This window comes from Lysinibacillus sp. KU-BSD001 (genome assembly GCF_042920265.1).
In the GTDB taxonomy this organism is placed as follows: domain Bacteria; phylum Bacillota; class Bacilli; order Bacillales_A; family Planococcaceae; genus Lysinibacillus_B.
Window position 1 is genome coordinate 380,226 of record NZ_JBDQZI010000002.1, and the last position, 26,236, is coordinate 406,461.

A 26,236-nucleotide genomic window follows, 5' to 3' on the forward strand; every position below is an offset into this window, starting at 1 on the left:
TCAACCTCGCACTCCCGTGACGAGACGCTACATCTGAATAATTGGTTTGGAAACTTCCTTCACTGGTTTATACGTCGAACCATTCGGCAACGGTTTGACTGGGAACAGTGCTTTTTGATCTTGTGCTAAAATGCCATTTACCGTAATGCGGGCCGATTCTAAAATAATCGGTAAGCCACTTCCTGGATGTGTCCCGCCCCCAACTAGCCAACAGCGGTCCAGCTCTTCAAATTTATTGCGTGGACGGAACGCCAGCATTTGTGTTAATTGGTGACCTAAATTGAATGTCGCCCCTTTGTACACATTAATATCATTCTCCCAATCTTTCGGGGTAATCATACGTTCCTCTTCAATTAAATTTTCTAAATGTGGCTCTCCTAGCTTTTCTGCCACCATACGCAACACCATATTGCGGAAGTCTCCTGATACCGCATCCCAATCAATCGCGCTCGTATTATTTGGGACAGGGACTAAAATATACAACGTAGACTTGCCTGCTGGTGCTACTGTCGGATCTGTCACGACCGCATTTTGAATATAAATCGACGGATCGTCTGATAATAGTTTCGTCTTTGTAATTTCTTCTACATTTTTACGGTAGTCTTTGGCAAACCAAATCGTATGATGCGCCAAATCGTCAAATCGTTTATTCACCCCAAGATAGAGCATAAATGTCGAGCAAGATAACGGCTTTTTCGCCATTTTTTCAGGCGTATATTTTTTCAACACACCTGGCTCCACTAAGTTTGTCATGACATGACCGAAATCACCATTGATGACGACTTCATCCGCCTGCACAACCTCGCCATTTTCCAGTGCTAATCCTGTTACTTTCCGTCCAGATGTCACGAGCTGTTTCACGCCACAATTCGTATAAATTTTTACGCCCATTTCACACGCGACTCGTGCCATCGCTTGCGTTAAACGATTGAGTCCTCCTTTGACATGATACACACCATATGCATGCTCAATATAAGAAAGAATGGAGAAGGCACCCGGACTTTCCCACGGTGACATGCCAAGGTATTTTGCTTGGAATGTGAAGGCTAATTGTAAATCTTCATCTTTATAAAACTGTGATAATGTATCGACGAGTGATTTCCCAATTTCCAGCTCACCTACCGCCTTTAATACATGCGGCTTTAACATATCTGTAAAACGATTCATCGGTGATTGTAATACTGGCGCTAATACTTCAAGCTTCTTCTGTGTTTTTTCAATATACGCTTCATACCCGCCCTCATTACCTGGAAAAATCTCATTAATTTGTTTGATCATTTCATGGGCATTGCGTGTCATGTTGATTTTTTTATCATGAAAAACCAGCTCATACATCGGGTCTAAATCATATAACTCTACATAATCTTGTAGTTTGCGCCCTGTCAGCTCGAAAATTTCTTCCGCAATATAGAGCATATTTAAAAATGTCGGCCCCATATCAAACTTATAATCTCCTAATTGGATTTCACTCGTGCGCCCCCCTACATATGGTTGCTTTTCATACACCTGTACTGTATATCCTTTATGGGCAAGTAGCATCGCCGCGGCTAATCCTCCTGGACCTGCTCCTACAATTGCAATGTTTTTCATCAATTTCCCCTCCGAGTTAAACCTTATACAAAGTAGTACAAGGTTTGTTTAATTAATGCATCATTCACTGTATATTTTATACTTAAACCGCTGTTAAAGTGCTATAATATTATACAAACATTGTACAACAGTTATACAACGTTTGACAACTAATTGATTTTTTCGTTGAATGTTAGTAGGAACAGGTAGTCACAACGGTTTGAATGAATTTTAAAAAATTGAGGGAATGGCATGAATAAAAAACGCACATATTCGATTCAGCAAGTAGCGGAAATGACTGGTTTATCGAAGCAAGTTATCCGAAAATGGGAAGATCGTTACGGGATTATCACACCGGAGCGTCTTGATAATGGCTACCGCATTTATACCGAAGCAGAAGTCGCACGGCTACAGCAAATTATTGTCTTAACAGAAGCAGGGCACTCAGTGAAGCAGGCGGCTATGCTTGTACAACAAGAGGAAGAGGAACAAGTGGAACAGCCGAAAGCGCCTACCGATCAAGTCAAGTATTTTTTATTTGCCCTAGAGGAAGCAGGAAAACTAGCGGACGATAAGAAAATTTTGCATTTGCTGGAGCAGGCCCATCATGTATTTGGGATAGAAGTATTACTGCAGCAAATTATTGCGCCGTTTTTAAGACGCATTGGCGAATTGTGGTGTGAAAAGAAATGGGGCGAATACCAAGAGGCGGTGAGCAGTCAAACGATTCGGGACTTTTTAGCGAATTTGCGCCGTCGTTTTCATGTACCTGAACATGCACCACTCGTAGTAGGTAGCTGTTTACCGAATGAACGACATGAAATCCCCATCCACATTTTACTCGTCCAATGTATGCTTCGTGGCTATCGTACATTAATGCTCGGGCCAGCCCCCGCTCCGAACGCCATTGAATCGACCGTTCGCCTGACGAACCCATCAATCGTGTTATTAACTGCTTCGACACAAGCGGTATGGGCAGACGACGGGCAAGCAATTCGAGCCATTGATGCTTTTGCCAAAACGGTGCCACATATTAAATTTTTCATTGGAGGTGCCGGTATCCACAATGCTCTCCAACACTTTCAACTCGAAGCCATTCAAGAAGCCCATTCGTTACAAGACGTCTTTTCACAGTAGAAAAAGGTGTAGCCACTATTTGGCCACACCTTTTTGTTTTTAGTTCTGCTTGAACCATTGCCCGATGGTTTTGAACGGATAGTCGGCCTTTTTGCTCGTTCGCCCCACTGTTTTGATCGGATAACGCCGTGTTTCGCTCACCCAAACCTTTATCCGAAAACACGCCTTATTTTACTAGGGGTTTTTGAAATGTTTATCCAATGAAAATAGGTTATTTTGTCGACTGAAACATATAATACACACTCTTTAATATACTATCATTAGCAAACTATTTTAAGAAACGTTCATAGCAAGGAGGAAAACATGGCGCAACTAAATGAAAAAGCACTAACGAATAAAAAAGAATTATTTTCAGCTGAAAATACGCTAAATAGCGATTTTTGTGATAGACTCGTCACACAAATTCATAAAAATATTCTCGGTGAAAATCTATCGAAGGAAATATATGAATCTTATTTTCTTACATTCGATCGGCAATATACGCAGCAAGAAGTCGAATATGTCATTGAAATCCTCGAAATGCAAGCAAATGGTATCATTCGATCAAGAGCTGCCTATTTTACATTGTGTGGCGCAATGCTCACCATATTAGCCATGATCCTTACTTTTATCAACAATACAATCACTACGCCCGTCACGAATTTGCAAATCTTCATCTTAGCCTTCTTAAGCTTTAACATTGCCATTGTATGCATCTCTTATCTCATTGAGAGAGAATATAAAAAAATCAATGAAGTCATTCGGTTGCTGAAATACTATTTAATTTTTCATCGGTAAAGATGGGATGTACAGAAAGCAAAAGACCTTCTGTACACCCCTTTCCTTTATTTTTGCTCATGATATTCTTTTTCTGTCCCATCTGCGAAGCGAATATCGAGCTCAAATTTTTGGTAGTTATCCTCTAATTCAAATGCCTTCATCACTTCTGCAATGACATCTACCTCCGCTGTTGCCGCATCAAATGTGAACGACTTAAAAATCGGTTCAAGCTGGTCATAAGCCGCATTCCCATTTAATGCTTCTCCACTTACATCATCTCCAATTGAAGCTTCTACACCGGATTCCTCGTTTTCATACTCCACTTCAAAGCTTTGCGTATCCGAATAATCCACATCTAATGAAAAATGCGTAAATTTAAATGGCGCATTCGCTGCTGACGTATTCGTCACATTTGTGCCATTACCACCTGCTGTCGTTTCATCTTCTAGTTGTGTTGGTGCGTCATTTGGTACATTTGTTGCTTCGTCATTATCCTTATTACATGCTGTTAGTAGTAAAAAGCTCAGCGGAATGACTAACCATTTGATTTTGTGCATAAAAAACAACCTCCTTCTTTTACTATAAAAATGCCCCGCTCCTACTGCTTTTATGCCTTGACCAGCATTTTTCTTTAACTACGTGATTGCATAAAAAAAGCCACTCCAACAAAGTTGAAGTGACTCGCTTTCTATTATTCGCCAAACGTTGTGACGATTTGTTCTGCTGTTTTACGTGCTTTCGCTTTTGGTAATTCATCGAAATAACCAAATTGTAGCATCGCTATTACACGTTCTCCTTGTGCTACCTTTAAGGATTCACGGAATTTTGGTGCATCTAAAAATGGTGGTGTTTTCCAACAAGCACCAATGCCTTTATCCCATGCCAGTAGTTGCATATTTTGAATGAAGCTTGCTGCTGCGCCTAAATCCTCTAAACGCTCTTTTTGACGTACATCTTCCGGTACGATGACAAACGCATAGCCGCCTGGTAACGTAAATTTTTTCATTTGATTTTCAAGCTCTTCTGCTGTCAGCTCACGCCATTTCGGAACGGCGATGTCGCGTAACAATTCATGTAGTTGCGCTAGTTCTGGACCACACGCGACAACTAAGCGCCACGGTTCACGATTGCCATGATTCGGCGCCCATACCGCATCATCAATGATTGTTAGTAAATCTTCACGATCCACTGGCTGACCGTTAAATAATTTAATCGAACGGCGATTCAGAATAGCTTCTCTGATTGATAACGATTGTGTGTTCATTTCCAAAATCACTCCTTCAAAATAGACCGTAACTCCTCGTGTTTACATCGTCTTTTTTCCTACAACCAACCTTAACACATTTCACCATTTTTTCAAACAGCCTTCAACCAGAATCTCGTACTATCCTACCCTGAAAACACATCGCTAATTTTATAAAAATAATATTTAATATTCGGTGTGTATGCACCTGAATTGCGGTATGCATAATGCCTATTCGCACTATCGTTTGTATGTGCATGCACGTATGGGACACCGTTTCGTATACTCGTCACAATCGTACTATGGTCAATGACGCCCGTTCCTTGAAAGTCATATAAAATTACATCACCTAGCTCAAGCTCTGACACATCGCTCACTCGTTTCGCGGTCAATCCTCTCTTCGATGTTTCAAGATACCACCGCAAGCTATGCGCCACGGACCAGCTATAACTCCACGTTTCATTTGGATAATGTCCTTCTCGCCCACTGCGCCAACCAGACGTAATCCACCAGCCCGTTCCTCGGTTCGGTGCTCCCCACATCGGTGCACCACCTGCTAGCAAGCATTGTGAAATAAAATTTGTACAATCTACGGCAAAGGACGGGAAATCTGGATTGCGGCCATCCCACCAGCTGTTTGCATATTCCACCGCTGCATCACGGTTGTAATATGTCGGAATATGGTACGCCCCCTTTCTCTATTTTTATATGCCTGAGCACCAACATATATTTGGCAATTCATCCAATCAAAAATATATTGAAATATCATGTGCGATTCTCAACAAATATGCCTTCAGTTTGTTACAATATGGATATAAAAAGAAGGGCGTAAAGGGGATGAGGACATGAAACAGCATGCCGAAAGGGAAATACTACTACCCACATTGCTTTGTGATAAAAAAGGAAATTTAAACCCAGAAGCAATTGGCTATGCACGAAAACCCATCATCGATTGCAATTTAAGCGGACATTTTATGCGGAAAAAGAAGTGGAATTATTGGTGTGTATACGGCGAAGATATTTTATTTTCTGCCACGATTAGTCATCTAGACTATGCAGCGGTTTGCTTTGTGTATTTTCTAGAGTACGAGACTCAACGTTATGTTGAAAAAACGATTGTCATTCCACTCGGCACAAAAGTGAAAATGCCGACACAAGTGCTCGAAACCGTCAGCTATGGCAATAGTGAATTACACATCCGCATTTCCTATTTTAATGGGGATACCCATTTATCTGTCACATGCCCAAATTTTGATGGCGAACGCTTGCAGGCAGAATTAACAATTCATCACCCCGCAGATGATGACTCACTTAATGTGGTTATTCCGTGGAATCGTCAGCTGTTTCAATTTACCGCAAAACACCATACCCTGCCGACGACTGGGATTGTGAAAATCGGTGAGCGCCGTTACACCTTTAACGAAGAAGAAAGCTATGCTGTACTTGATTTTGGTCGTGGTGTTTGGCCGCGCGAGGCAACATGGAACTGGGGCATGGCGAGCCAAAAAATGCGCGGGCGCCGTATTGGACTCAATTTCGGTGGCAAGTGGACAGATGGCACCGGTATGACAGAAAATGCCGTGTTTGTAGATGGGGTCATGACTAAAATCCATGAAGATGTATTATTTTACTATGACCCAACTAACTTTATGAAGCCGTGGACAATCACCTCTAAATTTAGCGACACCGTCAACTTAACGTTTACCCCGTTTTTTGAGCGTGTGGCCAAAACAGATGCCAAGCTCATTCGCTCAGAAGTCCATCAACTAGTAGGCTACTATAATGGATACGTCCAACTAGAAAATGGCGCATTACGAATTAGCCAAATGCTTGGCTGTATTGAAGAACATCTAGCCAAATGGTAAAACAATAGCTCGCCCTACGCTGAGAGCGAGCTATTGTTTTTATTGTAGGTGTTTTTCTAAATATACAGTTGTAGACTAACAAAATAATCATCCAAAAGATTAAATAAAAATATTAAACAATATATTTTTAATATTTAGTAAATTAAAAGACCAGCTAACAAGACAAGTAGGAGTATGATTTCATGAAAAAGCTCTATCTAGTGGGATTATTGTTAGTAGTGATGGTGATAAGTACGTTTTTTTATCGGCAACATCAGCTAATAAAAGATTATCGGGCACTACTTTACAATCAACTATACATAATACAAAAGCCAATAGAACGTATTTTGATATTCCAGAAAACAGCTGAACAGTATAAGCCGGAGCAAAGAGTACAATTAATTGAGCCACTATACGATACGTTTACAGACATCGCTAACCATACTGGTGGTGGGCTTCAAATGGAGCCGCATATTAAAGAACAGTATTTTATGGATTATCTAGATACCAAGAACAAATATGTTCATAGCGTGAATGCCTATATAGAGGCAGGAACATCAGAAGAACGTGAAGAAGCACATATGCGTCTGAAAGAGCAGTACGAAACCTATCAAAATTTTTTAAAAAAGGCTGAAACAGAGTTAATTGAACCATTTGAATAAGAGACCCAATCATTAAACATTCGCTTTCAAAAATAATCATTTTTCACGAAATAATATCTAAGTTTACTAAAAACTCTCATTTTGATGATTTTTTTAAATGAGAGCTTTCCTTTTGTCATAAAATCAATGTTTATAGTACTTTTTGCAAAGCAATAACAGCACCTGCTTGAAGCGTTTCTGTATAAAAAACGATACACTTTCTTATTTAAATACTATCTAGCACTATATTTTCTCTATAGCTCTTTCATGTCTTGCTGTTCTTTATGAAGGATGATGCCAGATAGGAGGCCCGCTATTGAAATGACACTGAGTGCAATAAATATAGACGCGAACATCATCATAACAATCCCTGCCCTTCCTCTATTTGTTGAATCTATCATAGCACATATAGTAGGATGAAATTCTAATTTTCTTTACAGGGGACTCCCCTACCACATTTCACTTGATGAAGCGATAGGAGGCGACATCGATGCAACACCCCGATTTCCAACAAGAAATAGAGCGCTTACGTAATACGCGCAATTATATGGATACATTAGTAGCGATATCGGAAGCGGATTTAAAATCGTCACAGAAAAACATTCGAGCGGCTATGGCAAACGTAGACTATATCGATTCCAGTGACAGTTTTTTAAATATTTTGACGAACTCGCGCTTTTTTGACATGGTGCGCCATCAAAAGGAAGCTTTAGAAGGCGTCATGAAGAAGCCTTATTTTGCGCGTATTCATTTTCAGCGAGACGGAGAACAAGAGGAGCTTTTATATATTGGTAAAACCTCACTCTTTCACCGCGACACACACGAGCCCATTATCGTCGATTGGCGCTCTCCTGTCGCCAATGTTTACTATGACGGGCGGCTCGGTGATTTGACGTATATGGTGCGAGACGAGGAGCATAGCGGACATCTGTTTGCCAAACGCCAATATAAAATTGAAGGCGGTGAGCTGCTCGATTTCCGTGATGTTGATTTAACAACAAATGACGAGTTATTGCAGGAGGCACTAGAAGGAAAGGCAGACGTCCGTTTAACCGAAATTGTGTCGACGATTCAAAAAGAACAAAATGAAATTATTCGTGCACACTTACGCCAGCCAATTTTAGTGCAAGGGGCTGCTGGGTCTGGGAAAACAACGATTGCCCTTCACCGTATTTCCTACTTTTTATATACGATGGGCGAGCATTTTAAGCCGGAGCAGCTTATGATTTTAGCGCCGAACAATTTATTTATCGAATACATTGGTGAGGTGTTACCTGAGCTTGGCGTTGATCGCATTTGCCAGACCACCTATGCCGAGTATGTACAGCATGCCATTGGTGTCAAATTGAAACTACAAAACCCAAATGAACAGCTCGAGCGTATCGTAGAAAACAATACAGGCATCATCCCGCGCTTCAATATCGCCCAAATCAAGGGCTCGATGTTATACAAACATATCATGGATTGCTATCTCAAAAGGCACGAAAAACAACTCGTTGCGCTCTTTGACGATGTGTTCATTGAAAAATACCGTATTATGCGGGCTCATCACCTGCAAAAGCTATTTCTCATGGAATTTGCATATATGCCGATTGAAAAGCGACTGGAACGCATTAAGAAGGTCATTCAAACCGAGGTGAAACGAAAAACAACCGCTGTTTTACACACATTAAATGTCAAGTACGAGGAGGCAATTGGTCGTGCGCTTGATGGCATTCGCGATGATGAAAAACGCCGTCGTATCGTCACAAAGTATATCGATGAGCGTGATGAGCGCATACCAAAAATTAAACAAGAAGCAAAATCGATTGCGACGAGCTATATGCGAAAATTTGAAAAAGCCAAAGTGAAACCGATGTACCGCGAGCTTGTCACGAATCGGATGTTACTAACAGAACTGGCACCAGAATGGTCGTTTGAGGAAATTGAGCAATTTGTAGCGGCCCATCAAAAAGAAGCATGGGTACTGGAAGATTTAGCGGCGCTGTACTATTTACATGCCCGTATAAAAGGCATCCCAGACAAGTGGAAAATGCGCGTCGTCTTTATCGATGAAGTCCAGGATTATTCCTTATTTCAATTAGCCGCCTTAAAGGCTGGATTAGAAACGGATATGTTTACAATGGTCGGCGATTTGGCACAAGGGATTCATAGCTACCGTTCATTAACGGAGTGGGACTCGGTATTGAAGCTATTCCCGCGTGCAACCTATGCGACTTTACAAAAAAGCTATCGGACAACGATTGAAATTATGGACGTAGCCAATCAAATTTTAGCCAAGATGCCTGAAGATTTACCGCTAGTCGAGCCTGTTGTTAGGCATGGAAAAGAACCGACCTTTATGCCATGCGAGGCATTTGACCCTGCTATTATTTCCGAAACCTATCAGCAAATAAAGGGTAACGGGCACCGCTCCATTGCATTAATTGCTAAAACAACAGCCGACGCTAAAACGATGGTGGCACAGTTAACAGCAGCTGGCATGGACATGAATTTACTGGATGAATCGGCTACACTCGACCAATCAAAACTCCTTGTCGTCCCAAGCCATTTAGCAAAAGGGCTGGAATTTGATGCAGTCATGATTGCCGCATTTGATACACCCTTTTATGATCACCCCATTGACCGCAAGCTGTTATATGTAGCGTTAACACGAGCTATGCACGAACTGTATTTAATAGGCCCGAGTCGGGAAACGTTTTTATTATAAAGTGTTGGACCATTAGAAAAAGCTACGCTGATTTGTTCCATCGGCGTAGCTTATTTTCGTTCAGGCACTTTCACAAATAAACTTTTACGTTTTAATTTACTTAATGTTTCTTTTAAACGGTGAATCGCTGACGTACGTTTAGACGCTGGCTTATCTTTCGGTAACGCTGGCATTCGCATGGCATCATCTCCTTTATAGGAGTATATGCTACTGCACGTCCGATTATGCCCTTTTGCACTTCATAATGACGCTGACGAACGAGTATTACCCGCCGAACGCAAAATAATCGACTTGCGCAGATTTACTAAAACCTGCTTTTTGATAAACAGCTAGTGCTTGATTATTATCAAGCTCTACATCTAACAGGACAAATTGTTCACCGCCGCTAAATGCGAACTGCTTAACCGAATTGAGTAGCTCGGTACCAATGCCACGCCCCCCGTATGTTGGATGAACCGCAAGTGCTGTCACCCAATGGGCATCTCCTTCTTTACGTGTCGTCACGGTACCAACGACTGTGCCATTTTCTTCGGCAACCCACAGCACAAGTCCTTCCGTCTGTGAATTAAAGGTAATTAGCTCGAGTGCTTCCTCCTGCAAATCCCCAAAGGCTTCACAGAAAATGTCCACGAGCGCTTCCGTATCCGTCAACTTAAATGGACGAATCGTTACATTATCACGTGTTTCTACTTTTTCGGCACGGGCTTCCAGTGTTGCTTCTGAGAAACTATACACATAACCGCGCTTTTCTAAAAACGCCTTGCCACTCACAACACCTTCCATCATGAGCGCAAGTTCGCCGTCCGCCCCCCGTACCTCAAGCCCTTCACGCACAACCTGATAAACCGCGTCCCCTAGCCCGATTTGACGGTACATCGGTAAGACAACAATCGACCACTCGTACGTATTCAGTCCTAATAAATCAATGGCGCTCGCTAAACCGACTAATTGATTGTCTTCATCGTTATAGACGAGCACAAAAAATCCAGATGCCTCATAGTTTTGTGCATTCGGCAAATTTAAAATCGATTCGTAATGGACCCCATCTGTTTTGTAGGCTTCCTCGCAAAGCCCCTTCATTTCCCTCAATGTTTCTGCATCAACGGGAAACGATACCGTCATAAATGAAAAATTCATATTCCGTACTCCTTGTAAAATGATGTTCTTTATTTTAGAGGAACGATTCCCAATATGCAATTCGTGTTGATGACGGATTTATGCGCGACTTTTCGTAAGTTATACGCGAGTTTCAACACGTTTTACGCGACTTCTCCCATATTTACCGATCTAACAATTCATCTATATCTTTTCCAGCCTTCAGCATGCTTGCATACATCCCATCGCGCGCGATGAGCTCCTCCTGCAAGCCGGCTTCTACAATCTCCCCTTGCTGCAACACAAGGACGACATCTGCATTCCGTACCGTATTTAATCGATGCGCAATGACAAAGCTTGTGCGTCCTTCCATCAGTACTTCCAGCGCTTCTTGAATTTTCATTTCGGTCACCGTATCAATGGAACTGGTTGCTTCATCTAACAGTAAAATGACCGGATCTGCTACTAACGCACGGGCAATCGATAACAACTGCTTTTGCCCTTGTGAAATCTCGCTACCATCGGCTGATAATACGGTGTTATAGCCTTCACCTAGCTTCATAATAAAATCATGAGCATTCGCCTTTTTCGCAGCTTCCACAATCTCTTCATCGGTCGCGTCTAATTTTCCGTACCGAATATTATCGTACACTGTTGCTTCAAATAAAAACGGGTCTTGCAACACAAACGCCATTTGACTACGTAGCGTTTGGCGCGCAATCGAACGAACGTCACGACCATCAAATTCAACACAACCGCTTGCTGTATCATAAAACCTTGCAATTAGCTGCATAATCGTTGTTTTCCCTGCTCCTGTTGAACCGACTAACGCGACCGTTTGTCCTGGCTCAATAGCAAAATGCACGTGACGTAATGTGTCATGTTCTGCAGTTGCATCATATTTAAAAGAGACATCTCGAAATGCAACAGCACCTCGCAGCTGCACGTCTCGACTGCCGTTATCTTCCTCAGTCGGCTCATCCATCACAGCAAATACACGCTCCGCACCCGCGATAGCGGATAACACCGTATTAAACTGGTTCGCTAAGTCGTTTAACGGACGCGTAAACTGGCGCGCATATTCGGCGAAAATGACAATCGTTCCAATGGAGACATGCCCGTTTAATGCCAGTAAGCCCCCCATCCCCGCGACAATTGCAAAGCTCATATTGTTTAATCCATTCATCACTTTCGGAATATAGCCTGAATACGAAAGCGCCCAGAAGCCAACCATGCGAAGACGGCTACTTTTCGCTCTAAATTCCTCAATCACTCGTTCTTCCTGTGAAAATGCCTTCACTACGCGTTGACCAGAAATGGTTTCTTCAATCATGCCATTTAAAGCCCCTAATGCAGCTTGCTGCTCTTTAAATAGCTTCCCCGTACGACGGGTAATCCAGCGCATCGCCCAAAACATGAGCGGAATAATGAGCATCGTCAGCACCGTTAAGAGCGGGCTTAAATACAACATGACAAGGACTGTCCCTGTTAATGTCAGCACACTTGAAAACACTTGAATGAAAGAACTGTTTAATGTCGAACTAACCGTTTCAATATCATTTGTCGCACGGCTCATCAATTCCCCGTGTTGCCGTTGATCAAAGTATGAAACGGGTAGCTTCAGTAGCTTCTCAAACACCCCTGTACGCATTCGGTAAATCGTTTGCTGCGCGATGCCAATCATCCAGTAGTTTTGCAAAAATAAAGAAATCGACAGCACAACATACACACCGATTAACGTAAGAATAATCGTGCGCATCCCTTCAAATTTACCCGGCACCACATAATAGTCAACGATCCGACCGATTAAAAATGGTCCAATCAACGATAAAGCGGAGCTGATGACAACCATGACAAGGACCATCACTAATAAGGCACGCTGTTCATCGACAATGCGCCAAATTCGACTGAGCGTTCGTTTCCAGTCACTGGCACGCGAGCCCTTTGGTTTTTTGCCTGACCCTAAGTCTTCTTTCTTTAAAATACGTTCATAGCCAAAAGGGTTTTGTATGAATTTCACCTACTCCACCTCCTGCTGTGACGCCACAATTTTCTCGTAAAGCGGGCTTGTGTGAAGCAATTGTTCATGTGTACCAAAGCCAACGACTTGCCCTTCATCTAGTAACAAAATTTTATCGGCATCGCGAGCCGTTCGGACTTTTTGTGTCACGACAAGCATCGTTGCCTGCTCTTTCGCTAATGCCTCCCATAGCGCTGCCTCTGTTTTTACATCTAGTGCTGACGTACTATCATCTAAAATTAAAATAGTTGATTTTCGGATTAACGCACGGGCAATCGATAAACGTTGCTTTTGCCCACCCGATAAGTTAACCCCTTTTTGGCCGACACGTGTGTCATACGCGTTCGGAAAACTTTCGACTGCGCCGTGAATTTGCGCTTGTGCGGCCGCTACCTGGACTTCTTCTAGCTCAGCCTCTTGTTTCCCCCAACGTACATTATTAAAGATAGACCCGGTAAAAAGCATCGATTGCTGTGGCACAAAGCCAATCATCTCACGTAGTACATCTAAATCCCACGCTTGTACGTTCCGACCGTTGACATACACTTCGCCAGCAGACACCTCATAAAAACGAGGAATTAAGTTCAGTAACGTTGACTTCCCAGCACCCGTTGCCCCCATGATCGCCAGCTTTTCACCTTGTGACACCGAAAACGATACATTGGATAACACGTCCACGTTCGTATTAGGATATTGGAACGTGACGTTACGAAACGACACTATACCCAGCTGCGAAGCATCGAACTCACGAACCCCTGCTTTCTCTTCCGTGCCTTCTTCGATCAACAAAATTTCTTCCATCCGTTCAGCAGACGCCTTCGCCCGAGCAAAGGCAATAATGATAAACGCAAACATTGAAAATGCACCTGTTACACGCATTGTATAGTTGACGATCGCGACTAAATCGCCGACCTGTGCCTCGCCACTGCGCACTTCCACAGAGCCAAACCACAATACTGCAAGCAAACTAAAGTTCATGATGAGCGTTAGCACAGGCATAATTAATTCCATCGTACGTAGCGCCTTCACCGTATCCATTTGCAAGTTTGACGCCACTTTGCTAAAGCGTGTCGCCTCGTATTGTCCGCGCATATACGCCTTCACTAATCGAATCCCTTGTATGCTTTCTTGCAACACGCGATTCACACGGTCTAGACGGAATTGCACCACTGAAAAATATGTAACGCCTTTTTTCACCATGACTACTAAAAAAATAAGTAAAAAAGGTGCCCCTATTAGTAAAAACATCGCCATTTTGGCATTCACAAAAAACGCCATCGTAATACCGCCAATTACAGATAGCGGCGCACGAAGCATAATACGTAAACTCATAAATAGCACGCTCTGCACCTGTGTAATATCACTCGTCAAACGCGTAATTAAGCTTGACGTCGGAAACTTCAAATAAGTCGCCATCGTAAACGACTGGATTTTCCTAAATAATGCATTGCGTAAATCATAACTAAAACTTTGCGCAGTATGTGCACTAAAATAAGAATTAGTAATACCTGAAACTAGGGCAACCCCTGCTAATCCAAACATGAGTAAACCCCATTGCCCAATTACACCTGTATTCCCTTGCAAAATACCATCATTAATAATTTTGGCAATAATAAGCGGCTGTACAAGCTCCACAAATAGCTCGATCAGCATTAACATTAATGCAATCATCGCTGGCCACTTGTAAGGTTTTATATAAGAAAAAACAGTCTTCACAACAGCATCTCCTCACCAATTCATTCGAGACTCTAATTTCTTTCCAAAATATTATGACATAATCATCTCTACTTTTAAAAGCGGTTCGATTTCACCACTTTAGCACGTCAATTCCTTTTCACCAACGCTCTCTACTCATTTCTTATTTCTATAATCCCATTACTATTTATCATAAAAATTAAGAAAAAAGACCTTATATCTACCTTTATTAAATATTAATATTACATTAATAGTGACTATGCGACTGATATTCCCTATAATATTGTTATACATTTCTGAAATAGGGAGGCGTAATCTATGAGCCCACTACCGATTGACCAAATGAAGAATGAACTAGTCGACCATACCCCTTTCCCATCTTTTTTCATTAATCTTCAAGGTGATTTGTTAGAATCGAATAATTGGAGCGAGGTTTATTTCGGCTATACAGCAGATGACTTTGCGCAAAATTCTTTACGAAATAGCTTATTTGCTTCTGTACACGAAGAAGCTTGGAACGTCATTTTAACGAGTGAACAAGCGATCCGTTTTAATAATTTACAGCTCGTGATGAGCAATGGCAACCTTATCGATGTTTCTTTGTTTACAAAACGTTGTTTATTTAATGATGAACAAGCATTATTCGTCATGAGTATACCACTGGATGCTGTGCACACAATGGGTGATAACTATCAAGAGTTGATCGACCTTCGCAACGGTATTCAATCTTCCTTTATGACGGTCACGCTGGATCATGAAGGCTTCATTGTAAATGGTAATCAGCACTTTTTAAAAACAAGTCATTGGACACCTAAGCGCGTAGTAGGTAAAACATTCTGGCGGTTGTTCCCTGAAACACCAGATAGTGAAAAAATGGCGCAAACGATTTGGAAAACATTAAACAACGGACAAATTTGGCAAGGTGAAGTTGAAAAAGTAACGAAAAACGGAGAATCGTACTGGGTGTATTTAACCGCTATCCCGACAATCGGAACGAAATCAGAGGATACACGCTTTATCCTGATTGAAAAGGACATTACAAAAGAAAAAACGATTCAGCTACAACTCGAAAAAATTGCTTTCATTGATGCACAAACAGGACTAATGAATGTACACCGCTTAGAAAGCGTCATTACAGACATGATTGCAGAAGGTCGCCACTTCTCCTTTGTGTATTTAAGCATTGATAAATTTTATACAATTAAAGACTTACATGATCAGGAAGTCGAAAATGGGTTAATCGTAGAATTTACGAAGCGTATGAAAATGTACTTTCAGGATAGTACAATGGCACGTATTAATGAACATGAATTCGTTGTCATTACTCCGCTACCAGAATGGTTTATACAGGGCTTCTTAAACTACTTGCAGCAACACCCGATTTACAATGATAACATTGCAATTCCACTTGCTATTAGTGGTGGTATTTCGCGTTACCCTGAAGATCAATCGACTTTTTTACAATTAATGAAAGCATCGCTTGCGACAATTGCTACTGTACGTGAAGCAGGTGGCAACAATATCGCTTCGCTATCCAGAGCAACACATAAAACATTAAATCGCCAAGCTGTGATTGAAAAACGTTTACTGCTTGCGCTGAATCAGCAAAATTTACAAGTTTTATACCAACCGCAAATGGATTTACAAACAGGGAAAATTACAACCGTTGAAGCGCTTGTACGCTGGACAGATGAGGAAATTGGGGTCGTTTCACCAGATGAGCTCATTCCCGTCGCCGAGGAAACAGGGTTGATCAATCGTATCGGTGCCTTTATGTTAGAAAAAGCATGTGAACAAGCGGTCGCATGGCATCATGCAGGGATACATGTGAAAGTGAGCATTAACTCCTCTGTACGTGAGTTCCGCGATAAAAACATGGCAAAGTCCATTTTAGAAACATTAGAGAAAACAAATTGTCCTGCTCAGCTCATTCAAATTGAAATTACGGAAAAGTTCGCATTAGAAGCAGAAGGCGAAACATCGATTATTAATCAAATGCGTCAACTTGAAGAAAAAGGCATTGTCTTCGTCCTTGATGACTTTGGGACTGGCTATGCATCATTCCGCTATATGCAACTATTACCAATTGAAATTTTAAAAATTGATCAGACATTTATTAGCTCTTTAACAAAATCTGAAAAAACACAGCGCCTCATTGATGGCATGATCCAACTGGGCAAATCGATGAACTTAACTGTACTGGCAGAAGGTGTGGAAACAGAAGAACAAAAGAGCTTGCTTGAAAGCTATGGTTGCGATAGCATACAAGGTTACTATCTTAGTAAACCAGTGGAATGGGAAGAAATCGAACGTTTATATAAAGCACGCTAATAAAAAGGACTGCTCGAATCCGAGTAGTCCTTTTGTGTGCCATGTGTAATGGATGCGTTACCTCGTCACTTTAGGCGGCATTTTTGTTGCTTTCTTTTCTTTTACAAAGGATTGAATCGATGTGCGTCCTTTGCGCATAAAGCGGAACATTAATTGCATGATGACCTCTGCGAAAACAAGCCCCATCGCAATGGCACCTGAGATTAAAAAGGCGCGCATCCCATATTCCATCCCTGTTAAATAATCGACTTCTACCACGCTACGCATCGCATTATAAGCAATGCCTCCTGGGACAAGCGGAATAATACCCGATACACTAAACACAATCATCGGCATCCGGAGGCGACGTGCATAAATGTAGGCAACAATGGCGACGACAAACGCCCCAACAAACGAGGCATGCACCTCATACACACCCGCCTGCGATAATACATGGAAAATCGTCCAACCAAGTGTCCCGACGATACCACACCACGGAATCGCTTTGATCGGCACATTAAAAATGACACCAAAGCAAGCTGTTCCTAAAAAACTAAGTCCAATTTGTATAAAAATGTCCATTGATGCGCCTCCTTAAAACGACAGCACAAGTGCGATGCCTGAACCGATCGCAAAGGCTGTTAAAAAGGCTTCTGCCCCTTTTGCCATTCCTGCTGTAAAATGTCCTGCCATCATATCCCGTACTGCATTTGTAATGAGTAATCCCGGCACGAGTGGCATGACACCACCAAGAAGAATTTTATCTAAATGTGTCCCTAAACCGTATTTCACGGCCAAAAAACCAATGACCCCAACGACAAGTGCAGCAAAAAATTCTGAGAAAAATTTCACTCTTGTCATATCATGGACAACCGTCACCGCATATAATCCAATACCCCCTGCTACGAAAGCAGCTGGGACATCTGACCACTGTCCATTAAACAAAATTAAGAAACAACTACTAGCGACAGAAGCTGCCAACATTTGTATAATAATTGGTAAGAAATAATTCGTTTTCTGTATCTTATTTAACTCGTCATACGCCTGTTCTAGTGTTATGATGTGAGATGTAAGTTTACGAGATACATTATTTACAAGTGTGATTTTATGCAAATCCGTAATTCTTGTCGAAATAGATGTAATTCTAGTAGGCTGTGTTCGGCCAAGCGAAAAAATAATCCCTGTCGGCGTCACATAACTTTGTGCACCTTCTAAATTTTGCGACCGCGCCATTCGAAGCATTGTATCTTCTACACGATAAGTTTCGGCCCCGCTTTCCATCATAATACGACCTGCTAGTAAAATGCAGTCAATGGCCATTTCATTGTTTTTTTCATGCATGCTCATATGGAACGGAACCTCCTTTTAAACTAGACACATCTTAACGAATAAATAGCGAAAGCTCAACTTCTTTTTTCAAAAAACTGATGCATATGTTACATCATAGAGAGGAGCACAAACATCATGAGAATTACACGGAAGAAAAAACGCGGACCTTGGATTGATCTGGCGTTGATTACTTCCATCTTATTATTAGTTAGTATTATTATTTTCTTTACCATTATGGACGATACATTAACTGGTCATGACAATGAAGTGATTGCGACAGATTCGATTGTTGACTCAAGTATAACCGAAGCAGAATCTGCATTCCCAGGCATTCGCATCATTTCTGATATGTCAAATGACCCGGACTTGCCGTTTGCGATTCAATACCCACAAACAGCCGATGAGAATTTTAATGTGCTAATTGAAGATTATATTAACTCTTCTAAAAAAGCCTACATAAATGCGATGCGACCAAAGAAAGATACGCGTAAAATAGAAAAACTTTCTGGTGAACTAAATATTCACTTTGATACATATCAATATAACGAAAATTACTATTCTTTTGTTTTTACAGAACGTATGTCTACGAATGAGAAGTCGACAAAGACAACATTAAAAACCGTTTTCTATCATATTGAAACAGCACAAGTATTAGATATTCGCACACTACTTGGTGAAGATACTAAAAACTTAGAAACGTTTGCCAGTCATGTCCGTGAATTACTAAAAGCCAATCCAGATTTACAAGACGTATTAATCGCAGAAGAAGTGGACTTAGCAACAGAAGCGCGATGGGTATTATTTGATAAATTCGCCATCCATCAAGATGAACTATACATTTATTTTGATGAAGGAACGATTGCACCACCTGAACAAGGTCCCATTTCCGTGCAAGTATCGATGTCATTTTTAAATCCACTGCTTGCTTCAGCATTCCAAATGCAGATGGTGGAAGTCGATGCACCTGCGGATGGCGTAGTGGATGACAACAAAAAACGGGTCGCACTCACTTTTGATGATGGACCACATCCAGAAGTAACCACTCAAATTCTTGATAGCTTAGATCGCCACAACGCAAAAGGGACATTCTTTATGCTCGGTAATCGGGTACAATACTATCCTGAAATTGCACGTGAGGTACTAAAGCGTGGTCACGAGATTGGCAACCATACATGGAGTCATCCCGTACTACCAAAACTATCACAATCACAAATTATGAATGAATTTACAATAACAGAACAGGCACTTGTCGAGGCGATTGGGCAAGAATCGACTGTATTCCGTCCACCATACGGGGCAACAAACGAAGCGATTAATACGATGATTCCCCATAATGTCGTGCTTTGGTCAATCGATACACTCGATTGGCAACACCGCGATGCACAACAGCTCGTACAAATCGTCAAACAGCAAATGCACAATAACGCCATTATTTTAATGCACGATATTCATCAGTCAACAGCAGATGGCTTAAATGGCATCCTAGACTACTTAGCAAGTGAAGGCTATGAGTTTGTCACAGTCAGCGAAATTCTACCTTATCGGTAATACACAAAAGGCACCTAGAGATCCCCTAGATGCCTTTTGTTTTATTTGAGCGGTATACTTTTTAGCTTTTTAAATGTGTGTTTGTTATAAGCCGTTATTTCATTGTTCGCAACCGTATATAATGTATCCTCAATATACAGCAATCGTTTGACCATTTTACGCCAATCTTCATATTGCTCATTTTTTGCTTTTGTCACCAAATCCCCTGCTAGCTCAATGCCCTCGGGCGTAATATGGTAAACAAGCGCGCCCGAGCCAATATAGCCGTCTTGATCGTAAATGGCAATCGGGAAACCGTAATGTCCGTTCGCTGTATCACGGTACAATGCTTTATGGTCATGCTGTACATCTGAATATGTGCCACGTCCACCGATAATCTCGTTGTCTACTTCAATCGGATGTGCAACATCTGTCACATCAAAGAGCGACACCTTCATACCCATTGTATACACCATTGGTTGTTTAGAATATGAATCCACCTCTATCTTTGTATCATAGCCAATGCCGATTAAATGATTCTCGTCAAGCGGATGCAAGTAATTACTAAAGCCAGGAATTTTCAGCTCCCCTAGCACATTCGGATTCGTAGGGTCTGCTACATCAATGACAAAGAGCGGGTCTGTTTCTTTAAATGTCACAATATACGCTTTCTCTCCCATAAAGCGCACAGAGTAAATACGCTCACCACGTGCTAAATCCGTTAATTTCCCCACCTCATTTAAACGCTCATCATAAATAATTAGGTGGTTATTCGAGTTAGCCTCTCTTCCAGATGCACTGCCTGTCGTTGTCGCAACGCGGAAGTACCCGTTATACTCATCCATCGAAAACTGATTTAAAACCGTCCCTTCCAGTGTTGTACGTGCTGTCAGTTCAATCTTCGTCCCATCAATCGCAAATTTATATAATTCTGTATTGCTTTGCATCGAGAAAGCAATCTCCGTTGTCGCACGAATCGTTTTTGGAGCGAATGCCCTATAATTTGGCGCTGTCATGTAAATGGCCTCTGTTGACATATACATACCTGACCCAGCCCCTAAAAATGTCTGTGCTTTAAATTCAGCTGTTTCATAATGATGTAAATCGATTGCGGAAACGATTGTGTAGTTCGCTTCCTTACTGCCAGGGAACAGACGAATACTATCTAGCGCTGCATGCGTAACAGACGCATCATTTGAGTCGAATAATTGGGGACGTAGCTCCACCTCTTCTTCCTCTCGGAGCAACCAATAATTTGGTGCTGTATTCGTCACGATATATAACACATCCTTATATTCGCGCACTCCCACTGCATGGCCTTCTTGCCCCACTTCCCGAACTAATTTTGGCTTTTGATGATTCGTTACATCATACATCGCCATTTTAGTCATCATTGCCCCTGTATAATAGCCTTCTTTTGTCCGAGATTCGGTATATTGGTCGTACAGTACAATCAGTTTGTTATCATGTAACAGCAGCTTCGATGGATACACGTCTTTTAATTCGATTTTACTCACTACTTTTAGCTGCTTCGCATCCGTAATAAACACGGTCTGATCTGTCATCGTGTAAATGTACTTGCCATCTGTGACCGTGACATCCCCCTCTTCAATCCCGTCCACTTGGTTGTTCGTTTCAGAATGGGATACGGCTTTATCTGAACTCGAATTAGCCATCTCCATTGATTCCTCTTCTACCCCTGTGACAGCATCTCCCATCGTTACTTGCTGTTCATTTAAAATCGATTGGAAATAGATTGTTAAGTCCTCTAGTGATGCAATCGTTTGCAGCTCATCTACGACCGAAAATGACACCGTTGCCCCCGCACTTACCCTTTTCTTGAAAGCTTGTTCCGCGACATGAATCGTATAGTCCCCTTTTGGTAAATCGTGAATAATGAGCACCTTTTCCTCAATGGACATTTTCGGCTTTACGACATGCCCTTTTGCATCGGTAATCGAAATCGTCCCGTTTGTAAGGCTTTCCTCTTTTAATACTTCATTAAAGCTTGCATGAAACTGTTGATTTTCGAAAATAGCGGACGTAGCATACACTTGCACTTGTTGGCTAAAGAAAGACACCGCCACAATCGTTAAAACCGCGAGAAATGTCACAACGCCGCCCACATACCACTTGCCTTTATACTTCATTTTTATTCACACCCCTTCTTTTCAGATTAGACTGATGAGCGCGAAAAAAAGTTACATTTTATTCATAATTTTTGGTTAATTTTTCAATTATAAAAAATACCCGAACCTCTATCATAATAATTAGTCTGCATCTTATTATCATTTTGGATATCGGTAATAAATGGTGGAATTAAATTATACTTAACAAATAACAGAAATGAATTTTACAGCAAAAAATAACAGTATTGAACTTACTGCACAAAAAGTTTTAATACATAGCGGATGAGTTTATAAGGTGCTGGTGGATATTTTCATTTACTTGAGTTGGATTATCTAAATTAGTTGCATGATGGGCATTGTTTATGATTTTCAAGTGTGATTGCTTAATGTTGTTATGTAGATACTCCTGCTGTCTTTTTATCATGGTATCGTGGTCACCGTATAATATTAATGTAGAACAATTCACTTTATCTAATTCATTTCCACTTTCCATTTTGGAGACGGCATTCCATATACGAACGCAATTCTTATAAGACATCGATGCAACTGTGGAATGAATATAATGTTTATTCTCCTTATTAAACTTAGATAATGTATACGCCTGTATTTTTGCAGAAAGTGACATCGGAATAAACAAGTTGGAAAAACGATTAATAGGAACTAGTAACTTTTCGTACCAATTGAATTGGTTTGTGAAGGGTGTACCTATTAATATAAGAGATTTTACGTATTCTGGATGATGGATAGCTGTTTGCAAAGAAATATGTCCACCCATTGATAAACCACATAAATGAGCATTTTTAATTTGTAGATAATTCATCAAGCCAATTAAATCTTTTCTGAAACCTTCTGCATACACCTTCCCTTTTGGGAGAGAGGATGCTCCATGACCACGAACATCCCAGGTGATGGTTTGATAATATTGAGAAAAATAATCTATCTGTTTATCCCATTGTTTATGATCCCATGATGCACCGTGGGTAAAAATTATTGGTTCACCTGCCCCTTTAGTTTCATAGTATAAATCTACATTATTAATTGTACATTTTGGCATGACTAATACCTCCTAACTATTTAAATAAATATACTTTGAGAAACCACCCACTAAAAAACAACGTAGTAGAAGATGGTGGCTGTGATTGTTTTATGATTGGACAAGTTATTTACATTGGGAGCGTAGATTGGACTGTTTAAAATACTATGAAGCTACTAATTTAGGAAATTCAATTAACGCATTAAATAGTATGACGGAGCTTATTGATAACGTTTTGTATGCAGTAATCTAATCAATATTTTGTAAATGATTGATAAGAAACAAGGAAAACATTAGAGAATAAAGAATAATAACATGAGATGTAGTGAAATATGTTTTAAGTTCAATTGTGACAAAACCTCAAGTAATGTGTTCACATAAAAATAAAGACCTATACCTCAATGCAAGATATAGGCCTAGAAAATTCTAAATTAATCTGTTTTTAATAACGAATACATATTGATGTCAACAAAGTTTCCTTTAGATTTTTCGTATTGTCTTAGCGTTCCTTCAAATGTGAACTTAAGTTTTTGTAAAACCTTGATAGAATTCACATTTGCAGGTTCTACCTTTGCTTCGATTCTATTTAGTTTCAAAGTTTCGAAAGCATAATTGAGTAATGCACTAATCCCTTCTGGAGCATACCCCATGCCCCAATAGGCTTTAGCGATATCATAACCAATCTCGACTTTAGCATTTTCAAAGTCTATAAAATTGAATCCGCAAGTACCAATTATTTCGTTGGATTTTCGCTCAATCATGCTGAACCGAATAGCTTCACTAGCCTCAGCCAACTCCTCAAAAAGTTCAATCATTTCTTTTGCTTGCGACTCGTGTGTAAAGCTAGAGATGTTCATAAATTTCGCTACATCTGGATCAGACCAAATTTTAAACAGGCGATGTGCGTCTGAAACTTCCATTCTTCTTAAATGTAATCTTTGGGTGTTTAGTTCTTTTATCAATACTTTTACCTCCAATATTTTTAATCAGTTAGATAAAAAATATTGCCATCTGCGCATAATTCAGTCCTTTCAAGTTTGTATGATTTTAGTATACCCAGAGTAAAAAAATAAAGGAACATTAGTAACTACGGTAGATACGTTGAAAGAAATACTAAAAGAGGTTTGTCCAGTCATTCTATAACTTTTTAAAAATTACCCAGCATTCCGTCAAAAATACCATAGGGTCACTATTTTAGAAGTAACCCAAAAATAAACTACAAGAGACTACTTGAACTTTTGAGGTTGCTTAACTTTCATTGAAGCTACTTCTCCGCAATTCGTACAAATAGTCAAAATTAGTGGTGAACTCGAAAAATGGACCATATCGAGCTTAACAGGTTTTACATTTGCCATAGAGCCGCCTAATTCACCTTGTGCGAAGGAATCATTACCACAAGCTTTACAAACTAATCTATCGTTCCCCATGTTATCACCTCTTTATACAATATATGTAAATTTTAACATAAAAAGACACTTAACGTTGGGTGCTCCAGTAAACTAATGAACAATTCGTCCACTAAACGCAAAAGAGCGATTAAAACATTGCTCTAAAACCCTAATATCCATTACAGAAAATCATTTGTTTTTTTCAAGTGCTTGAATGCGTTTTTCTAACTTCTTGATTTTCATATCATTAAGTACAGCAATGACTGTTGCTGTCAAAGCAAAGGTGTACACTACGAATATACTCACCGAAAAACCCCCTAATATTTTACAAATTGATCATACCATAAAAAATTACAATGTCTTTAAACTTTACAGCAAATTACTTAACAACATGAGTAAATGATTTCATAACAATGAAAGAAGGGATTCCACTACTTATTACGAATACCTCTATTTTTATCCTCATCATAAAAGCCTATGATTGTGATTTTAGCTTGTCCACGCATCCAATGAGGGGACTAGTTGATTTTCGCGGAGAGCGAGTACGTTTAACAACAAAAGCTAATGCCTCGAAACAAATTCGAGGCATTACTCCGTGCATATAAAATTTTCACCTTACCATTTTACAATCATGGATGAGCGGTGGGATGTTTCTTTAATGACAATGCCGCGTTTCGTCATCTCTTGAATAAACTCGCTTCCTGGTACAACGATCTCTGGTGGCAATACACCGCGTTGTGCAATCACCCCATTGCCAATCATTTGTGCCACAACCGATACGGTGCAGGCCGTTGCACGGGCCATCGCCGTAATATTCGCTGCTACATCTTTCCGCACGACCATCTCATATTCATACGTATATTGCTCTTCATCTTTCTGACCAGCAATAATCGCACGAAGCAGCACGGCATCTACCTTTTTCCCAAGGTCCAGCTTTTTCTTTAATGCTTCACGTACAACCGTGCGTACAGCGATGTCTTGGTCCTCGACTTGTACTGTATTGTCTTTACTTAAAAAGCCCAAATCGGCAAGCAGCTTAAACTTTTCTGCATGCCCCTTATAGCGAATCGTTTTATACTCCAGTGTTTTGACATGTGGAAACGTTTTGTACAACGTTGAAATCCCACCTGATGTATAAAACGCTTCTAATACACCAAACTCCTCAAAATAAATCGGTTCAATGCCTGTCAGCGACTCTACTTCTGTCAATTTCCCTTTTTGAATCGCTTTACTTGGTTCTGTATAATGATCAAACACACCTTCCAGTGAGAATACACGTGTATAATGCAGTGGCGGTTTTGGTTCGGTCGGAATGCCACCTACGTATAATTTAATCGATTCCACTTTATCTAATTTTGTGGCACCGTATCCTGTTAAAATATTAATCATACCCGGTGCTACCCCTAAATCCGGTATAATTGTCACATTATTTCTCTTTGCTTCCTCTGTGCGTTGTAAAATCTTCTCTGTGACACCCCCAATATGCCCGCCTAAATCGACTGCATGTACGCCTGTTTCAATGGCCGCTTGTGCGACACGTTCATTAAATGTATAAAATAATGCATTGACTACAACATTCCCGCGTATGATCACATCTCGTAGTGCTTGATCGCATTCTGCATTTAATGCGACAACCTCAATTTTATTTGTATCAAGTGTTGCAGCAAATGCTTTCGCTGCCTCTGTATCGATATCTGCTAACAATACTTTTTCTACATGATCACTTGCGACTAAATCACGCGCAACCTCTTTCCCCATCAAGCCCGCCCCTAAAACGACTACTTTCATACAAAACATCCCCCTTTGT

At 40.7% G+C, this 26,236-nt stretch carries 22 protein-coding genes; 7 read left to right on the forward strand and 15 right to left on the reverse strand.

Annotated features, from left to right (window positions below):
- Positions 1 to 27 precede the first annotated feature (27 nt).
- A complete protein-coding gene (locus AAGS61_RS05070; protein WP_391368224.1) occupies positions 28 to 1,590 on the reverse strand; it encodes a phytoene desaturase family protein in 1,563 nt (520 codons plus the stop codon).
- A 231-nt stretch (positions 1,591 to 1,821) separates the two neighbouring features.
- On the opposite strand from AAGS61_RS05070, the gene AAGS61_RS05075 reads away from it, so the two are divergent.
- Positions 1,822 to 2,706, forward strand: a complete 885-nt coding sequence (locus AAGS61_RS05075) for a MerR family transcriptional regulator (protein ID WP_391368227.1) — start codon at positions 1,822 to 1,824, stop codon at positions 2,704 to 2,706.
- 303 nt (positions 2,707 to 3,009) lie between these two features.
- Positions 3,010 to 3,483: a hydroxymyristoyl-ACP dehydratase gene (locus AAGS61_RS05080; protein ID WP_391368230.1), complete on the forward strand. Its 474-nt coding sequence runs from the start codon at positions 3,010 to 3,012 to the stop codon at positions 3,481 to 3,483.
- Positions 3,484 to 3,530: 47 nt separating this feature from the next.
- Here the strand turns inward: AAGS61_RS05080 and AAGS61_RS05085 are convergent, their stop codons facing one another.
- From AAGS61_RS05085 to AAGS61_RS05095, 3 genes are all read right to left on the reverse strand, one after another.
- Positions 3,531 to 4,022, reverse strand: coding sequence for a YusW family protein (locus AAGS61_RS05085; RefSeq protein WP_391368233.1), 492 nt, complete (start codon positions 4,020 to 4,022; stop codon positions 3,531 to 3,533).
- A gap of 134 nt (positions 4,023 to 4,156) precedes the next feature.
- Positions 4,157 to 4,729: a nitroreductase family protein gene (locus AAGS61_RS05090; RefSeq protein ID WP_391368235.1), complete on the reverse strand. Its 573-nt coding sequence runs from the start codon at positions 4,727 to 4,729 to the stop codon at positions 4,157 to 4,159.
- A 125-nt stretch (positions 4,730 to 4,854) separates the two neighbouring features.
- Positions 4,855 to 5,388 (reverse strand): amidase domain-containing protein, encoded by a 534-nt coding sequence (locus AAGS61_RS05095; protein WP_391368336.1) that lies wholly within the window; start codon positions 5,386 to 5,388, stop codon positions 4,855 to 4,857.
- Between the two features lie 165 nt (positions 5,389 to 5,553).
- On the opposite strand from AAGS61_RS05095, the gene AAGS61_RS05100 reads away from it, so the two are divergent.
- From AAGS61_RS05100 to helD, 3 genes are all read left to right on the forward strand, one after another.
- Positions 5,554 to 6,573, forward strand: a complete 1,020-nt coding sequence (locus AAGS61_RS05100; protein ID WP_391368238.1) for a DUF2804 domain-containing protein — start codon at positions 5,554 to 5,556, stop codon at positions 6,571 to 6,573.
- Positions 6,574 to 6,755: 182 nt separating this feature from the next.
- The gene (locus AAGS61_RS05105) at positions 6,756 to 7,214 is read left to right on the forward strand and encodes a hypothetical protein (protein WP_391368241.1); all 459 of its coding nucleotides are present in this window, start codon (positions 6,756 to 6,758) and stop codon (positions 7,212 to 7,214) included.
- Between the two features lie 469 nt (positions 7,215 to 7,683).
- Positions 7,684 to 9,903 (forward strand): RNA polymerase recycling motor HelD, encoded by a 2,220-nt coding sequence (gene helD / locus AAGS61_RS05110; RefSeq protein WP_391368244.1) that lies wholly within the window; start codon positions 7,684 to 7,686, stop codon positions 9,901 to 9,903.
- A gap of 50 nt (positions 9,904 to 9,953) precedes the next feature.
- On the opposite strand, the gene AAGS61_RS05115 is transcribed toward helD, so the two are convergent.
- From AAGS61_RS05115 to AAGS61_RS05130, 4 genes are all read right to left on the reverse strand, one after another.
- Positions 9,954 to 10,082: a hypothetical protein gene (locus AAGS61_RS05115; protein ID WP_391368247.1), complete on the reverse strand. Its 129-nt coding sequence runs from the start codon at positions 10,080 to 10,082 to the stop codon at positions 9,954 to 9,956.
- A gap of 85 nt (positions 10,083 to 10,167) precedes the next feature.
- The gene (locus AAGS61_RS05120) at positions 10,168 to 11,040 is read right to left on the reverse strand and encodes a GNAT family N-acetyltransferase (protein ID WP_391368250.1); all 873 of its coding nucleotides are present in this window, start codon (positions 11,038 to 11,040) and stop codon (positions 10,168 to 10,170) included.
- Positions 11,041 to 11,182: 142 nt separating this feature from the next.
- Positions 11,183 to 13,018, reverse strand: a complete 1,836-nt coding sequence (locus AAGS61_RS05125; RefSeq protein ID WP_391368253.1) for an ABC transporter ATP-binding protein — start codon at positions 13,016 to 13,018, stop codon at positions 11,183 to 11,185.
- On the reverse strand, positions 13,019 to 14,734 hold the full coding sequence (locus AAGS61_RS05130; protein WP_391368256.1) for an ABC transporter ATP-binding protein: 1,716 nt from the start codon (positions 14,732 to 14,734) through the stop codon (positions 13,019 to 13,021).
- Between the two features lie 297 nt (positions 14,735 to 15,031).
- On the opposite strand from AAGS61_RS05130, the gene AAGS61_RS05135 reads away from it, so the two are divergent.
- Positions 15,032 to 17,044 (forward strand): EAL domain-containing protein, encoded by a 2,013-nt coding sequence (locus tag AAGS61_RS05135; protein WP_391368258.1) that lies wholly within the window; start codon positions 15,032 to 15,034, stop codon positions 17,042 to 17,044.
- Between the two features lie 57 nt (positions 17,045 to 17,101).
- Here the strand turns inward: AAGS61_RS05135 and AAGS61_RS05140 are convergent, their stop codons facing one another.
- Positions 17,102 to 17,605 (reverse strand): threonine/serine exporter family protein, encoded by a 504-nt coding sequence (locus AAGS61_RS05140; protein WP_391368261.1) that lies wholly within the window; start codon positions 17,603 to 17,605, stop codon positions 17,102 to 17,104.
- Positions 17,606 to 17,617: 12 nt separating this feature from the next.
- Positions 17,618 to 18,364 carry a threonine/serine exporter family protein gene (locus AAGS61_RS05145; RefSeq protein WP_391368339.1) on the reverse strand — a complete coding sequence of 249 codons (747 nt, stop codon included), beginning with the start codon at positions 18,362 to 18,364 and terminating at the stop codon, positions 17,618 to 17,620.
- Positions 18,365 to 18,487: 123 nt separating this feature from the next.
- Between AAGS61_RS05145 and AAGS61_RS05150 the strand changes: the two genes are divergently transcribed.
- Positions 18,488 to 19,900 (forward strand): polysaccharide deacetylase family protein, encoded by a 1,413-nt coding sequence (locus AAGS61_RS05150; protein ID WP_391368264.1) that lies wholly within the window; start codon positions 18,488 to 18,490, stop codon positions 19,898 to 19,900.
- 41 nt (positions 19,901 to 19,941) lie between these two features.
- Here the strand turns inward: AAGS61_RS05150 and AAGS61_RS05155 are convergent, their stop codons facing one another.
- The 5 genes from AAGS61_RS05155 to AAGS61_RS05175 all read right to left on the reverse strand — a co-directional run bounded on the left by AAGS61_RS05155 (position 19,942) and on the right by AAGS61_RS05175 (position 26,217).
- Positions 19,942 to 22,029 (reverse strand): beta-propeller domain-containing protein, encoded by a 2,088-nt coding sequence (locus tag AAGS61_RS05155; protein ID WP_391368267.1) that lies wholly within the window; start codon positions 22,027 to 22,029, stop codon positions 19,942 to 19,944.
- A 247-nt stretch (positions 22,030 to 22,276) separates the two neighbouring features.
- Positions 22,277 to 23,062, reverse strand: coding sequence for an alpha/beta fold hydrolase (locus tag AAGS61_RS05160; protein ID WP_391368270.1), 786 nt, complete (start codon positions 23,060 to 23,062; stop codon positions 22,277 to 22,279).
- Positions 23,063 to 23,472: 410 nt separating this feature from the next.
- Positions 23,473 to 24,003 carry a GNAT family N-acetyltransferase gene (locus AAGS61_RS05165; RefSeq protein ID WP_391368273.1) on the reverse strand — a complete coding sequence of 177 codons (531 nt, stop codon included), beginning with the start codon at positions 24,001 to 24,003 and terminating at the stop codon, positions 23,473 to 23,475.
- Between the two features lie 264 nt (positions 24,004 to 24,267).
- Complete coding sequence (locus AAGS61_RS05170) at positions 24,268 to 24,468, reverse strand: hypothetical protein (protein ID WP_391368275.1); 201 nt, start codon at positions 24,466 to 24,468, stop codon at positions 24,268 to 24,270.
- 576 nt (positions 24,469 to 25,044) lie between these two features.
- A complete protein-coding gene (locus AAGS61_RS05175) occupies positions 25,045 to 26,217 on the reverse strand; it encodes a saccharopine dehydrogenase family protein (RefSeq protein WP_391368277.1) in 1,173 nt (390 codons plus the stop codon).
- Between the last annotated feature and the right edge of the window lie 19 nt (positions 26,218 to 26,236).